Below are 13,600 nucleotides of genomic sequence, written 5' to 3'. Positions count from 1 at the left end.
GCACGCCCACCCGTTCTGGCAGTTGCGCGCAGTTCCCTGCAGGCGAACCATCGCGACTTTTCCACCGACCGGAGAAGCCGATGCGCACGCTGTTGATCGACAACCACGACTCGTTCACCTACAACCTCTTTCAGTACCTGGCGACGTGCAACGGACACGAGCCCTTCGTCGCCAGAAACGACGCGATCACCTGGGACGAGATCCAGGCCCTGGACTTCGACAACATCGTCATCTCGCCCGGGCCGGGCCGGCCGCAGCGAGACGCCGATCTCGGCGTCACCGTCGACGTGCTGCGCCATGCCAAGGTGCCGGTGCTCGGCGTGTGCCTGGGGCACCAGGCGATCGCGCACCACTGCGGCGCCACGGTGGGCCTGGCGGTGCGGCCGATGCACGGACGCATCGACCGCGTGAGCCACGACGGCCGCGATCTCTTTCGCGGCATTCCGGACGCCTTCGACGTGGTGCGATACCACTCGCTCGCGGTCAGCCGCCTGCCGGCGCATCTCGAGGCGCTCGCGTGGGCGCCCGACGGAACGCTGATGGCGCTGCGCCATGCGCACAAGCCCTGGTGGGGCGTCCAGTTCCATCCGGAATCGATCTGCACCGAATTCGGCGCCAGATTGCTCAGGAACTTCAGGGACCTGACCGAGCAGTGGCAGCGCGGCGGGGCCACGCACGATCCGGCCCCGGATCTCAGGCCGTGGGCGACGGATCGACAGGTTGGCGCGCAGGCGATACATGCGCAGTGCTACGACGACTACCCCGACCCCGAGGCGATATTCAGCCATCGATTCGCCACCAGTGCCGAGTCTGTCTGGCTCGACAGCAGCATGGTCGACCACCCGGGTGCGCGCTTCTCGTACATGGGAGACGCCAGCGGCCCCGGCAGCGAGGTGATCCGCTACGAATCGCGGTTGCAGCGGCTGGAGATCCGCCGCGGCGCGGACATCGAGCTTCGCACCCAGAGCGTGTTCGACTACCTGGATGAACGCATCCAGCGGCACACGGTCGGCGGGTCGACGCTGCCCTTCGATTTCAAGGCCGGGTATGTCGGCTACTTCGGCTACGAACTCAAGGGCGAACTCGACGGCGAGCATGCCCACGACGCGCCCACGGCCGATGCGGTCTGGATCCTGGCGGATCGCTTCATCGTCTTCGACCACGCGGCGCAGCAGACCTGGGTCGTCTGCCTCGACGGCGACACGTTGTCCGACGAGAACTGCGCATGGATGCACGAGACGCGACAGCTGCTGTCGGCCTGCACGCCCTGCAAGGCGAACGACGCCGGGGCCCGCCCGGCATGGCTGGCGCAACCGGCATGGCAGATCGACCTGGCGAGGTACCGTGAACTCATCGTCCAGTGCCAGCAGGAGATCCTGCAAGGCGAAAGCTACGAGCTGTGCCTGACCAACCAGCTGGTCGGCGCCGGCCACGTCGACACCCTGGCGGTCTACCAACGGCTCCGGGCGCGCAACCCTGCCCCCTATGCCGCGTACCTCCGGACACCGGCACTGGCCGTGCTCAGCGCGTCCCCCGAGCTGTTCCTGCAGATCACCGCGGACGGCCAGGTCGAGACGAAGCCCATCAAGGGCACCTGCCGCCGCGGCGCCACAGAGGCCGAGGACGAAGCGCTGGCCTTGCAACTCGCCGGCGACGAAAAGACCCGCTCCGAGAACCTGATGATCGTGGACCTGCTGCGCAACGACCTCGGGCGGGTCTGCGAGGTCGGCAGCGTGCACGTGCCGGCCCTGTTCCACATCGAGTCGTACCAGACCGTGCACCAGCTGGTCAGCACGATCCGCGGCAAGCTGCGCGCCGGCCGGAGCGCGATCGACTGCATCCGCCATGCCTTCCCCGGCGGCTCGATGACCGGCGCGCCGAAGCGCAGGTCGATGAAGATCCTCGACGCGCTCGAACCCGCCGCGCGCGGCGTCTACTCCGGCAGCATCGGCTATCTCTCCATGGACGGCGCAGCGCGGCTCAACATCGTGATCCGGACCATCGTCTACGCGGATGGCCAGGTGTCCATCGGATCCGGGGGCGCCATCGTCGCCTTGTCGAATCCCGACGACGAAGTCGAGGAAATCGTCCTCAAGGCCGCCGCACAACTCGACGCCCTGGGCCTTCGGGACCATGGCTAGCGCGGCGCGAAACCGGCGCGGCATCCTGCTGATGGTCATGGCCATGGCGTGCTATGCGCTCAACGACGCCTGCGTGAAACTGAGCACGCATCAGTTGGGCGCCGGGCAGATCATGGCGGTGCGCGGTCTGTTCGCGACGGCCATGGTCGCGGCGCTTGCCGTCCACGCGGGCGAGCTGAAGAACTGGCGCACCCTGCTCAGGCCGGTGGTCGGCTTGCGCTCGCTGCTTGAAATCACGACCGCCGCCACCTCCGTCGCCGCACTGGCCCTGGCACCGCTGGCGACTGTCACCGCGTTCATGATGACGGCGCCTTTGATGATCACCGTCTGCGCGATGGCGCTGGGCTGGGAAAGGCCCCGGGGCCTTCGCGTACTGGCGGCCGCGATCGGGTTCGCGGGCGTGCTGCTGGTCGTGCAGCCCTCCGGCGCCAGCGCCTGGCCAGGCTGGGGCGCCGCGCTCGCCCTGCTCTGTGCCGTCTCGCTGGCGGCGCGGGACCTGTTGACCCGTGCCATGCCCGCGGACATGCCTTCCGTGCTGATCGCGCTGGCGACCACCGCGGCCGTCTGCCTGGCCGGCCTGGCGATGGCCATGTTGCAGGGCGCCTGGCAGCCGCTGGCCAGACTGGAAACCGCCCTCCTCTGCGCGGCCGCGATCTGTGCCGCGCTCGGCAACTATGCGCTGATTGCCGCATGCCGGGGCGTGGACCTTTCGGCCGTGACGCCCTTCCGATACAGCATCGTCCTCTGGGCGCTCCTGCTCGGCTACTTCGTCTGGGGCGAGCGACCCACGGCGGGGGCTGCACTCGGCATCGCATTGATCACCGCCGCGGACCTGTACACCGCCTGCAGCAGCAGAAGCCGCGGCTAGCTGCGCTTGTTCATCAGCGCGGCCTTCGCAGCGCAGCCGCGTATTGGCGCGCCACCGGACTGGCTTTCCAGACAATCGCCCGGCCTTCGTCCAGCGGTTGGCGGCCGAACACCATCCAGGCATCGCACACGGCCCCAATGTGCTCGACCACCTCGAGCGCCTCGGGGTGCTCGTCGGCAACGGAGGCGAAGGCGATTCCGGCCTCGTAGCTGCCGGCCAGCAAGCCCTCGCCCACGGCCGAAACCGTAGGCTCCTCGATCACCACCGGCCACGGCGAGAGATCCGCATAGCGTCGAGTCGCCGGCTGCACGCCGACCCGCCGCTGTGGGCGGTCTGCCGCACGCGCACGCAGCAGGGCCATCGGCCGACTCGGCGATATGAAGGCGTCGACCACGAACAGCGACTTGCGGTAGCCGCCGGTGATGTCCGGTGCATCCGGATGGACTGCGCACTGCAGCATGTAGTCCGCCCGGCCCGCGGCCAGCTCGCGCGCGCCATGATGAAAGTCGTCGATCCAGACGACGATCGCCGAGCCGGCAAGCCCATGCGCCTGCAGATAGCGCTGCAGCACGAAGTCGTGGTTGCTGCCCCTGGGGCCGAGTGTCAGAAAGCGGAGCATGGCGTTCAGTCGTCCTTCAATGTTCGAGCAACAGGGATCGTCTCTGCCCCATGCACGCCAGACAAGTCTTGCACTGTAGTGGAATGGTCCGGATTCGCCCCCCACGCCTACCCGATCGGGTGGCGAAGCAGCCCGAGCACCACCGCGCGGGCCACCGCCGCCGTCCGGTTCGACACCTTCAGCTTCCTGTTCGCACGCTTGATATGAAAGTTGGCTGTGTCGATCGAGATCCCGAGCGTCTTGCCGATCTTTGCCGATGTGAGGCCGTCGGCCATCAACCGGAGGACTTCGCGCTCGCGGGCGGTCAACGGGGCAAAGGCGGGGGCTTCTCCCTCTTGAAGCGCGGCGCCCAGCACGGTGTGCGCCACGCTCACCAGCCAGCGCAGCGAAGGCTCCTTGGCGCCCAGTTCACGCCGCGTGAGTTCTTCGCGCGAACGCACCAGTGAAAGCACGCCGACCGCGCCCTCCGGGTCGAAGCACGATTGCGACCAGCCGACGCGCAGGCCGAAGGATTGCGCCTCGCTCCAGAGCGCGGGCACTTGCGCGAACACCCGGTCGCTCCAGACGACGGGACGGCAGGAGCGCACACCGTGCTGGACGATGGGGTCGACGTGGACATAGCCCGCTTCGCGGTAGCGCGCACGCCACCGGGGGTCGTGGTTGTCGATGCTCAGAAACCTGGGCTCGGCGAACGGCAGCGGTAGCCGCACCACGTAGGCGCAGCGCTCGAAGCCGAGCTCGATCGCCGCCTGGGCGATGCGTTCGAACAGGGCCGGCGCGCCACTCGCACGCGCGAGTTCGTCCAGCAGATCTTCGTTCCAGGCTTTCATCCAGGGACCTCGCGCCGCAGCCGGTGACGCCGCACGAGATCTCTTCATGCCTAGCCACGCAAGGTGAAGACGATGGAGAGGTACGACACCGGCTGCGTGCCGAGGTCCTCGATGCCGTGCAGCGCGGTGGCATCGAAGAGCAGCGAATCGCCGACGCGGAGTTTCACGCGCCGGGGACCATAGCGGTAGGTCACAGCGCCCGATAGAAGATATAGAAATTTCAGGCCCGGATGCTGAAAAGTCACTTGGGGCTTGGCGTCTGCTTCCAGGATGACCAGGTAAGGCTCGACGAACAGGTTGCCCGTGAGCACATGGCCGAGCAACTCGTAGCGGTAGTCCGCGACGGCGCCAAGGCGCTCCACCCGAAGGCCCTTGCCCGAGGGCACATGGCTGAAGTCGGTGCGGTAGCGGTGCTCGGCGAAGAACCGCGACAGCGGAACGTCCAGGGCGTTGGCGAGCCGATCCAGGGTCTCGACGGAGGGCGATACCTGGCCGCTCTCGATGCGCGAGAGCATGGAGCGCGACACGCCCGAGCGCTTTGTAAGCTCCACGGCCGTGACTCCCGCAGCCACGCGCAGGCGGTGCACCTGGGTTCCGACCAGGGCAGCGGGTTTGCTGCGTTGGGGCTTGACCTTGGGCGTCGGCAGGTAGAGCGAAGGTGGGAGCCTGAGGGGGCGCGCGGTGGGGAATGGAGAAGCAAGCTGCTTCGCCCTGGAGCCCTCACCCCGGGCCCGCCTGCGGCCACCCATTGCCCGATCCTTCAGGCCGGGCGGTGCTGTCTGTGTCTCGCTGGTTGTCATTTCATCTCCTTGGCTCCGCATGAGGGGGGCGCGCGTGCCGCTCACACGCGCGGCTCGCGCCGCAGAAAATCGTCCGCCACCTGGTCATAGGTCGCGAACCGCACCCCCGGGAAGGCGCTGAAGTGCCGGATCAGGCGCTCCAGCATCAGCAGCACCTGCGGGTGGCCCGAGACGTCGGGGTGCAGCGTGATCGGGAACACCGCGTAGTCCAGCTCGCGATACACCCAGTCAAACTGGTCGCGCCACATCTGCTCGACGTCGCGCGGGTTCACGTAGCCGTGGCTGTTGGGCGACTTCTTGATGAACATCATCGGCGGCAGGTCGTCGAGGTACCAGCTGGCCGGGATCTCGACCAGGTCGGTCTCGACGCCGCGCTGCAGCGGCTTCATCCAGGCATCGGGATGCTGGCTGTAGTCGATGTTCGTCCACGAATCGCCGACGCGCACGTAGTAGGGATGGAAGTCGTGGTGCATCAGGCTGTGGTCGTACTTGATGCCCTTCTTGACCAGCAGCTCGTTGGTGACCGGGCTGAACTCCCACCACGGCGCCACGTAGCCGGTGGGCGGCCGGCCCGTGAGGCGGGTGACGAGCTCGATGCTCTTGTCGAGCACGATCTCTTCCTGCGCGGGCGTCATCGCGATCGGGTTCTCGTGGCTGTAGCCGTGCAGGCCGATCTCGTGGCCGGCATCGGCCACCGCCTGCATCTGCGCGGGAAAGGTCTCGATCGAATGGCCGGGCGTGAACCACGAGGCCTTGATGTCGTGGCGCTCGAAGAGCCGCAGCAGGCGGGGCACGCCGACCTCGCCCGCGAACATGCCGCGCGAGATGTCGTCGGGGGAATCCTGGCCGCCGTAGGAGCCGAGCCAACCGGATACGGCGTCTACGTCGACGCCGAAGGATATGTAGATTTCTTTGGACTTGGTCATTGCATCTCCCTGGGTTGCAAGAAAACGGAGCGGGGCTCCACGGACAAAGTGATGCGGTGCAGGCGTGCGTCGTCCCCGCTGCGAATGCGCGGACCGCAAGTTGGCGGAAAAGCCGAAGCCACGCCTGTGTCGTCAGACGGCATGCCCTATCGACAGGCAGGCGCGAACACGCGCGGTCCAACCGTGGCGAGATAGAGGTAGAGGGATGCGCAGGGGCGGCGTGACGAGGCGGCCCGTGCGTCGCGGCGGCGCTACGGCAGCAAAGAATTTGGCGTGCGGTTCATGTTGTCTCCCTGGGGCTTCTGATTCCCCTTTGTGGCTATGAAGCGAGTGCCTCGGAAGGCACGCGTTCTCATTATGTGTCGTTTAAGACGTTTCCTCCATAGGCACATTCCTTGAGTCTCGCGGCCATGGTGACCGCAACAGCCCCGAAAACTAGAAGTCGATCCAAGAAGACGCCCCGCGTTCCGAACCCCCTGACGATCGCCGTCGGGCAAAACCTGCAACGCATCCGAAAGGCATCGGGGAAGACGCAAGTGATGCTCGCCTTCGAAGCTGAGGTGGAGCGTTCCCGCATTTCCAAGCTCGAATGCGGCTACATCAATCCCTCGCTACTCACTCTGGGATCGATCTGCTACTGCCTCGGGACCACGCTTTCTGTCCTGTTTGAAGGCATCACCGAGACGTTTCCGCCATCGACCAAGGGCGGTCCTCTGCGCAGGTCGAACCAAGCGGTGTTGGAGAAGGCGCCGAGCAAAGTCAATCGCCGCCCCCTGACATAGCGGCAAGTCGCGCCTTAGAGACAACAACGTGAATGATCGCCTAAAGCAGACAATCCAAAAGACCAGATCTTGGGAGGACCTTCGGCAGTTGGAATCAAACATCGCGCAACGCGATGGTCTATCCGATGAAATCGCCAGGGCCATTCGGGCTCGATCAACGGACCTTGGGCTTGCCCTCGTCACAGAGAAGACGGGAATTGAGGTCGACCGCTTGACGCCGGCCGAGCGTCAGATCGTTCAGGCGATCAGCGAGTACGTCGGCATCATGCGCAGGAAAGGCAAGTACCCTGGCCGCACTCTTGAACAGGTCCGCAATCGCGGGCTCATCGACGCGGCTGAAGAGGCCGTGTGCCGCGCAAAGCCCACACAGGGTTTCCAAGTACTGGCAGAGGCCGACCTCGAAGATCTCTCCTACGAGCAGATCGTTTTAGATCACCAGGGCGAGTTTTCATCGCGGGCAATATGGTTCTCGCGTCGAACGTTGGGTCTTGGGAATCCGACGGAGAAGCCCCCGGCGGCGACCCACAGCGACACTCAAACTCGAACCTCGACTCTGATCATGTGGCTTAGGGACAGAGCTATCGAGAATGATGGCCACATTCCAGCATTCACCAATGCCGATGCTGCACGTGTTATGAGCATGGACGACATGCAGCGGTACGGGCAGGTGCACGGAAATATTCAGTCGCGGATCGACTTCGCATGCTACCTTTGCAAGCTTCCCCCACTTGGCTGTGCGGCAGACGCTCCGTTCAGCAAAGCCTGGGCCCAGCAAGGCCGTGATTGGGCGTTTCCGGTCCCGCAGATGCAAGCCGCTGCGCAGGAACGCCAGTGGTCGTCGGCTGACTTCGACCAACTCCTTCGTGCAACTGAAGGGCTGCCGGGTCAAGCTCACATTTCGTGGAAGGACGCCATTGCGAGCGCAGAAGAGCGCGTGAAAGCGTGGGCCTTGAAATTCGCGGACGCGAGAGTTCCGCCTGATGACGCTGACGACGCGGAGGAAGTTGCTCGGAAACGCAACCCCATCTGGACCAGGGACGAGCTCATTCTCGCTTTGGGCTTGTATCTGAAGCACGGAGGCCGCATACCCGGTGCGGACACTGCCGAAGTGGCGGAGCTATCCAGTTTCCTCAACAAGATGGGCCGAGTCTTGGGTCTAGCGGAAGCTGATACCTACAGGAATACCAACGGCGTCTATATGAAGATGATGAACTTCCGCCGGTTCGATCCCGAGTACATCAAGGACGGCAAGAAGGGGCTCACGAGAGGCAACAAAGACGAAGAGATCGTCTGGGGCGAATTCTCGCAAGACCACGATCGGCTGAATTTAGTTTGCGCCGCAATACGGAGAGCAGTGGATGAGCACGCTGAAGACCAGGATCTTGGCGGCACGGACGATCCAGGAATTTGCGACGCTCCAGAAGGTCGCGTCTTGACCCATATGCATCGGGTTCGAGAACGCAGTCGCAAGCTCGTTGATCAGGCAAAGAAACAGGCCTTGAAGAAGTACGGACGCCTATCCTGCGAGGCTTGCAGTTTTGACTTCGAAACGAAATACGGGCCTACTGGCAGCGGTCTCATCGACGTCCATCACACCAAGCCAGTGCACACGCTTGTCGAGGGTGGCCGAACGAGAATCGAAGACCTGGCCCTACTTTGCGCGAACTGCCACAGGGTCGTACACTCGTCGCGGAAGTGGCTCTCGGTCGCTGAAGTTGCGGAACTGGTTCGACCCAAGTCCTAGCTCGCACGCGCCCTTTTTTCTCATCGAGCGCGTCGCCTCAAGACACGGGCATTCAACAACATGTTCCGGCGATTTGAGGCTTGCCTATTTCGCCCAGCCGACTTCCCTGAGGATGAAACCAAGCGCCTGAATCGCTATCAGGCTGTCTTCTTCAACCGGTACCCGCAATCCCTTCGATGCTTGTTCATTCGCCTTCCCGCGCGGGTGCAAGCGGTTTATGAGGCTACCCGCAAAGCAGGCCGCCTCCCTACGTGATGCATCCTGCTGCACCTTAATCAGCGTGGCTCCAAGATCGTTCTTCAAAACTGAATCCGCGGCGCCGTTGGCGACCAACCAATGTGACAAGACCACATTTGCAGCATTGCGGCATTGATCGATGACGGACGTGGGGATCTCCCGGTACGCAGAATCGGACGCACGGTCCATGGCATCTCGTACCGCCCCAAGCGACTGCCTGGGCACCATCGCATCATCGATATCTGGGAGGACTCCGAACGTCGTCAATGCCTTGAGGGTCACAAGAACATCCAGATTCGCCATTCGTTCTGTCTGCACGACGCGCCATATCGACGCGTAACCGCTTCCAACCGCAATGTCGAGGCCGACTCCTTGATTTTTCGTGCGAAGGATCTCGTCGTATGGGTCATAGGTATACAAATCCTTATGTAATCCTCTAGCAGCCGCGACCTGTCGCACGCCCTCGTGGTCGAATGGATGCGAGTACACAGACAATCGCTGCGGCTGAGTCGGCTGTGGACCATATAGGCGGCCCCTTCGAATTCGCGTCACTGCATCAAAAGAGTCTTCGCGAAAGAACAGCGCCTGGGGATCACTGAAAAGCGATGTAGGAATCCGGTCTCGATCCGACGGTTGAAGTATGAGCCTTGCCTGGGAAACTGCTGGGTTAGGCCACACCGGATACAGAGGGGTTCCAAGGCCCTCGTACAGATGCATCGTGTTTGTATCAATTCCAATCATTTCTTCAGCCTGACTTTAAATGCCAAATTTCACCGAATCGCGAAGGTCTACAGCCTGTCGTGATACTGCCAAGGCTGCCACCACCTTCTTAATCACCGAATCACTCAAAGGCTGCCCACGACTTCGACTGTCCCGTCGTTGGTCGGAACGCGCCGAACCGCGCCAGACACTGGGTCATATAGCACGATAGCGTTGAAGGTGGAGAACACTACTCTTCCACGGATCTCCTGACCATTGGCCTTCGCTATTGCTACGCAGCTTGCTGCGGGTATCTTGGACGGCCTGGCGCCCTCTATCGCAGGCCGGACATCAAGCCTATCCTGACGCTTGATGAGCGGGAAACAGATCGTCGGCCGAACTACCCACGCATCAATGTGCGACTTGCCCGCCTCCATCCCGATCATCGGAACTACGGCGAGGGCTGTGCACACGACGACGATTAGGACGACGCCGAGCGTGAGCAGTACCGGGGTGCCTACCAGAGTCCAAATGGCGGCGAACAAGAACGCGACAACTCGTGCGATCGGTGAACTCCTGTGTATCGCGGCGCCCGCGTTGTTGGTCCACATCCGCCACCACGATTGGCGAGCTACAAACCGAGCTATCCATCGCCCAGCTAGCAGCAATATGCCGCCGACTAATGAGATTCCCGCTACCAGACTCAGCACACGCAGAGTGATGGGCGATACAAGACGCCACAGGTCAGCGTAAAAGCCAAGGGTCATCAGCCTGTCGAGTTGTGCCAGGCCTTGGACGATCGCCCAACCTCCGAGGCTGAAGAGATCTGAAGTCGAACTGAAGACAGTGGCGTACGGAATGCCGAACTTTTCCTGCGCCGACAGCGCTACTCCATAGCCAAGCATCGCAAGCAGAATTCCGGTCGCCGACGATATCGAAATAAAGGCAGCCAACCAATGCATGGTTCGGGGGCGGTCTGTAGTTTGGCTGGACATGGCCTTGGGCGGGTGGACAAATTGGCGTTGACGATACCTCACCTTAAGATCGACGCTGGCACATGCTGTCGGGCGCAACGTGACGATCCTTGATGCTCTTCGGCTGTTGGGGCAAATTAAGCAGCCGCGCGAATCGCTCGCTTCGAGCAATCGAGGCACGGCCGAGCCGGATCGTGCGCCCAGTGACGAGCCCCTCAAACGAGGATGCGGGTGCTCCATGGTCAAACGGAAGCCAGGAAAAACGCAAACACAGACGGAAGTGTTGGGGTCGCTCGATCTACCGGACCTCGCGCGGTCGAGCATGTGTGAGACCTTCATTCCCCGCGACAGCGTGCCTAGGGACAATGGAAGAAGCTAGCCCCTCTTGGCAGGAATCGCCTTCGTTCATCGGGATGGAGGAGGAAGCCTCCATCCCCCTGTCTACCCGGCGTCCGGCTGGGAAACAGCAGCGTTGCAGTAGAGCCTTGGAGAACCGCAGCCTGATGTCCCGTCTCCCGTCCGCCAGCCAATCAGATGCGATGTGTCAGAATTGGCCAGTCTTGGCCAGTCTTGGCCAGTCTTGGCCAGTCTTGGCCAGTCTTGGCCAGTCTGACATGGGGGCAGGATGGAGATTCTAGAAGGCGAGATCCTTACGCTCGACGAAGTCGCCGTATACCTCAAGGCAGGGAAACGTACGGTCTATCGCCTTGCGCAGAAGGGAGAAATTCCCGCCTTCAAACTCGGCGGGACGTGGCGCATCCGTCGATCCGATCTCGATCGTTGGATTGCCGCAAGCATCAAGAAGAAGATGCCTTAGCGTGCCCCAACCGCCCTATCTATCAACAGCTCAGCGGATGAAAACGGAAGAACGAACTCGATGTCTAGATTGACTGACCTGATCGCGCAAACCAAGATCAAGAATCCACTGCTGGGCGCCGATCTGGAACGAGAATTCAGAGTCCTTTCATCCCGCCTGCCGTTCGGGCTGAACTTCGAGCGCCATAGCCCCGAAGCGGTGGAACTGCCGCAGCGCCCAGTACGCAAGGGCGATAAGGTGCGAGTGCTCCCGGAACGCGGCTCTGCTACCAAGGGCGATTCAAGGCTGTGGCAGGTTTCGCGCATCACCAAAACTGACCAGGGCAAAGTCGCCGAACTGGAACTGCTGGATGCGCGGGAGCGAGAGAGCCGCACGCTCCCGCTAGACAACCTAGTCGTAGTGGCCGAGTTCCGCGACACCATCTACCCGGGGCTCGTGAGCACCGGCCGGGTCGAACATGGCGGCGACAAGCCCTGTCACACGGTGATCAACGGCGAGAACTACCACGTGCTAAGGGCGCTGACCTATACACATCGTGGCAAGGTCGATGCGATCTACATCGACCCGCCATACAACACCGGCGCGAAGGACTGGAAGTACAACAACGACTACGTTGAGGGCGACGATTTGTACCGCCACAGCAAGTGGCTGGCGATGATGGAACGACGACTTCTGATCGCGAAGGAACTACTGAATCCTGCGAACTCGGTGTTAATCCTCACTATTGATGAGAAAGAGTACCTGCGGCTAGGGTTGCTCTTGGAGCAGATCTTTGAAGGCAGCAGAGTTCAAATGGTCAGCATCACCATCAGCCCGAGAAGTACGAGCCGCGCCAACGAATTCTCCCGAGTCGATGAGTACGCCTTTTTTGTGTTTATCGGCAATGTAGAAATCGGTACTGGAGAACGTTCAGGCAGTGATGCGGAGGTCCGATGGCTCTATCTCCGTCGCACTCAGCGTTCGCTTGTACGCGGCTCGCGTCCGCGGCAGTTCTACCCTGTGTATGTCGACCGCGAAACAATGAAGATCGTTGGTATTGGTGATCCGTTGTCGAACGATGATCGAATTGAAGACGTTCCCGTTGTGAAAGGCGCGACACCCGTATTTCCTATCGCACCGGATGGGACTCCCTTGATCTGGGGCCTCACTGGCCCCAGTTTGCAACAGGCTCTCGATGGAGGCTATGTCCGAGTTACACCGGGGAACGAGCATCAGCCGTACACGATTGCGTACCTCTCAACCGAAGACATTAAACGAGTTGTGCGCGGCGAATACCGAGTTGCAGGGATTCGACCGGATGGATCGAAGATAGTGGTAATTCCTGGCGGCAAGGCTGCGCGGCCAGGCACGGTTTGGCGCGAATCGAAGCACGATGCTGGGGCATATGGCACTTCATTGCTTCGTGCACTCATCCCAGGCCGCGCCTTTCCTTTCCCGAAATCACTCTACGCCGTCGAGGATGCACTGCGCCTGTTCGTTGGTGGCAAACCCGACGCCGTGGTTCTCGACTTCTTTTCAGGCTCCGGAACCACAGCTCATGCTGTGATGCGCCTGAATCGCCAAGATGGTGGCCGTCGCCAGTGCATCAGCGTCACCAACAACGAAGTGGCGGCGAGCGAGCAGCGGACTTTGCGTGAAAAAGGCCTGCGTCCCGGCGACGCGGAATGGGAGCAGTGGGGCATCTGCGACCACATTACCAAGCCGCGCATTGCCGCCGCCATCACCGGCGAGACGCCGGACGGTCAGGCAATCCAGGGCGACTACAAGTTCACAGACGAGTTCCCAATAGCCGAGGGATTCGAGGAAAACGCTGAGTTCTTCACGTTGACCTATGAGACGCCGGTGTCGGTGAGCCACCACGCGGCCTTCTCGCGCATCGCGCCGCTACTGTGGCTACGCGCAGGCAGCCGCGGCCGACAGGTCGACCGACTGCCTACTACCGGCTGGGCGGTGGTAGACAACTTTGGTCTGCTGGTGGACGTTGACAATGCTGCGCCTTTCTACAAGGCGGTCGCCAAGGCAAAGGAACTGCGCATCGTCTATATCGTGACTGATGACGAGCGACGATTTCAGGCTGTCGCACGCCACTTGCCCAGCCACGTAGAACCGGTGCGGCTGTACGAGTCGTATCTGACAAATTTCAGCTTTGCCAACGGGGAATAG

12 protein-coding genes are annotated in these 13,600 nt (G+C 62.3%); 6 read left to right on the top strand and 6 right to left on the bottom strand.

Features of this window, described 5'->3' with window-relative positions; genetic code table 11:
• Positions 1-80: 80 nt before the first annotated feature.
• Both pabB and QTI33_RS12095 read left to right on the top strand, forming a co-directional pair.
• Positions 81-2,141, top strand: coding sequence for an aminodeoxychorismate synthase component I (gene pabB, locus QTI33_RS12100; RefSeq protein WP_286506194.1), 2,061 nt, complete (start codon positions 81-83; stop codon positions 2,139-2,141).
• Complete coding sequence (locus tag QTI33_RS12095; RefSeq protein ID WP_286506193.1) at positions 2,134-3,009, top strand: DMT family transporter; 876 nt, start codon at positions 2,134-2,136, stop codon at positions 3,007-3,009. Before pabB ends, QTI33_RS12095 begins: the two co-directional genes overlap by 8 nt.
• A 13-nt stretch (positions 3,010-3,022) precedes the next feature.
• On the opposite strand, the gene QTI33_RS12090 is transcribed toward QTI33_RS12095, so the two are convergent.
• The 4 genes from QTI33_RS12090 to QTI33_RS12075 all read right to left on the bottom strand — a co-directional run bounded on the left by QTI33_RS12090 (position 3,023) and on the right by QTI33_RS12075 (position 6,184).
• The gene (locus QTI33_RS12090) at positions 3,023-3,628 is read right to left on the bottom strand and encodes a hypothetical protein (protein ID WP_286506192.1); all 606 of its coding nucleotides are present in this window, start codon (positions 3,626-3,628) and stop codon (positions 3,023-3,025) included.
• 107 nt (positions 3,629-3,735) lie between these two features.
• Entirely contained in the window at positions 3,736-4,458 is a 723-nt protein-coding gene (locus QTI33_RS12085; RefSeq protein WP_286506190.1) for a LuxR family transcriptional regulator, read from the bottom strand.
• Between the two features lie 50 nt (positions 4,459-4,508).
• Positions 4,509-5,045 carry a helix-turn-helix domain-containing protein gene (locus QTI33_RS12080; protein ID WP_286506334.1) on the bottom strand — a complete coding sequence of 179 codons (537 nt, stop codon included), beginning with the start codon at positions 5,043-5,045 and terminating at the stop codon, positions 4,509-4,511.
• Positions 5,046-5,299: 254 nt separating this feature from the next.
• Positions 5,300-6,184, bottom strand: a complete 885-nt coding sequence (locus QTI33_RS12075) for a polysaccharide deacetylase family protein (RefSeq protein WP_286506188.1) — start codon at positions 6,182-6,184, stop codon at positions 5,300-5,302.
• Between the two features lie 395 nt (positions 6,185-6,579).
• Between QTI33_RS12075 and QTI33_RS12070 the strand changes: the two genes are divergently transcribed.
• Both QTI33_RS12070 and QTI33_RS12065 read left to right on the top strand, forming a co-directional pair.
• A complete protein-coding gene (locus QTI33_RS12070; RefSeq protein WP_286506186.1) occupies positions 6,580-6,966 on the top strand; it encodes a helix-turn-helix domain-containing protein in 387 nt (128 codons plus the stop codon).
• Positions 6,967-7,054: 88 nt separating this feature from the next.
• Positions 7,055-8,710 carry an HNH endonuclease gene (locus QTI33_RS12065; RefSeq protein ID WP_286506185.1) on the top strand — a complete coding sequence of 552 codons (1,656 nt, stop codon included), beginning with the start codon at positions 7,055-7,057 and terminating at the stop codon, positions 8,708-8,710.
• An 84-nt stretch (positions 8,711-8,794) separates the two neighbouring features.
• On the opposite strand, the gene QTI33_RS12060 is transcribed toward QTI33_RS12065, so the two are convergent.
• Positions 8,795-9,367 (bottom strand): hypothetical protein, encoded by a 573-nt coding sequence (locus QTI33_RS12060; RefSeq protein ID WP_286506184.1) that lies wholly within the window; start codon positions 9,365-9,367, stop codon positions 8,795-8,797.
• A gap of 425 nt (positions 9,368-9,792) precedes the next feature.
• Positions 9,793-10,641, bottom strand: coding sequence for a hypothetical protein (locus QTI33_RS12055; protein ID WP_286506183.1), 849 nt, complete (start codon positions 10,639-10,641; stop codon positions 9,793-9,795).
• Positions 10,642-11,245: 604 nt separating this feature from the next.
• Between QTI33_RS12055 and QTI33_RS12050 the strand changes: the two genes are divergently transcribed.
• Positions 11,246-11,437, top strand: a complete 192-nt coding sequence (locus tag QTI33_RS12050) for a helix-turn-helix domain-containing protein (protein WP_286506182.1) — start codon at positions 11,246-11,248, stop codon at positions 11,435-11,437.
• 69 nt (positions 11,438-11,506) lie between these two features.
• The gene (locus tag QTI33_RS12045; protein WP_286506181.1) at positions 11,507-13,600 is read left to right on the top strand and encodes a site-specific DNA-methyltransferase; all 2,094 of its coding nucleotides are present in this window, start codon (positions 11,507-11,509) and stop codon (positions 13,598-13,600) included.

The sequence above is a fragment of the Variovorax davisae genome, from assembly GCF_030316845.1.
GTDB lineage: Bacteria > Pseudomonadota > Gammaproteobacteria > Burkholderiales > Burkholderiaceae_C > Variovorax > Variovorax davisae.
Note: the sequence above shows the minus strand (reverse complement) of the source record. Positions and strands in the feature narration are given on the sequence as shown.

Bases quoted from the DNA above. Each gene is read 5' to 3' on its own strand.
- QTI33_RS12090 (WP_286506192.1), bottom strand. From the start codon at position 3,628: ATGCTCCGCTTTCTGACACTCGGCCCCAGGGGCAGCAACCACGACTTC.
- QTI33_RS12075 (WP_286506188.1), bottom strand. From the start codon at position 6,184: ATGACCAAGTCCAAAGAAATCTACATATCCTTCGGCGTCGACGTAGAC.
- QTI33_RS12055 (WP_286506183.1), bottom strand. From the start codon at position 10,641: ATGTCCAGCCAAACTACAGACCGCCCCCGAACCATGCATTGGTTGGCT.
- QTI33_RS12050 (WP_286506182.1), top strand. From the start codon at position 11,246: ATGGAGATTCTAGAAGGCGAGATCCTTACGCTCGACGAAGTCGCCGTA.
- pabB (WP_286506194.1), top strand. From the start codon at position 81: ATGCGCACGCTGTTGATCGACAACCACGACTCGTTCACCTACAACCTC.
- QTI33_RS12095 (WP_286506193.1), top strand. From the start codon at position 2,134: ATGGCTAGCGCGGCGCGAAACCGGCGCGGCATCCTGCTGATGGTCATG.
- QTI33_RS12085 (WP_286506190.1), bottom strand. From the start codon at position 4,458: ATGAAAGCCTGGAACGAAGATCTGCTGGACGAACTCGCGCGTGCGAGT.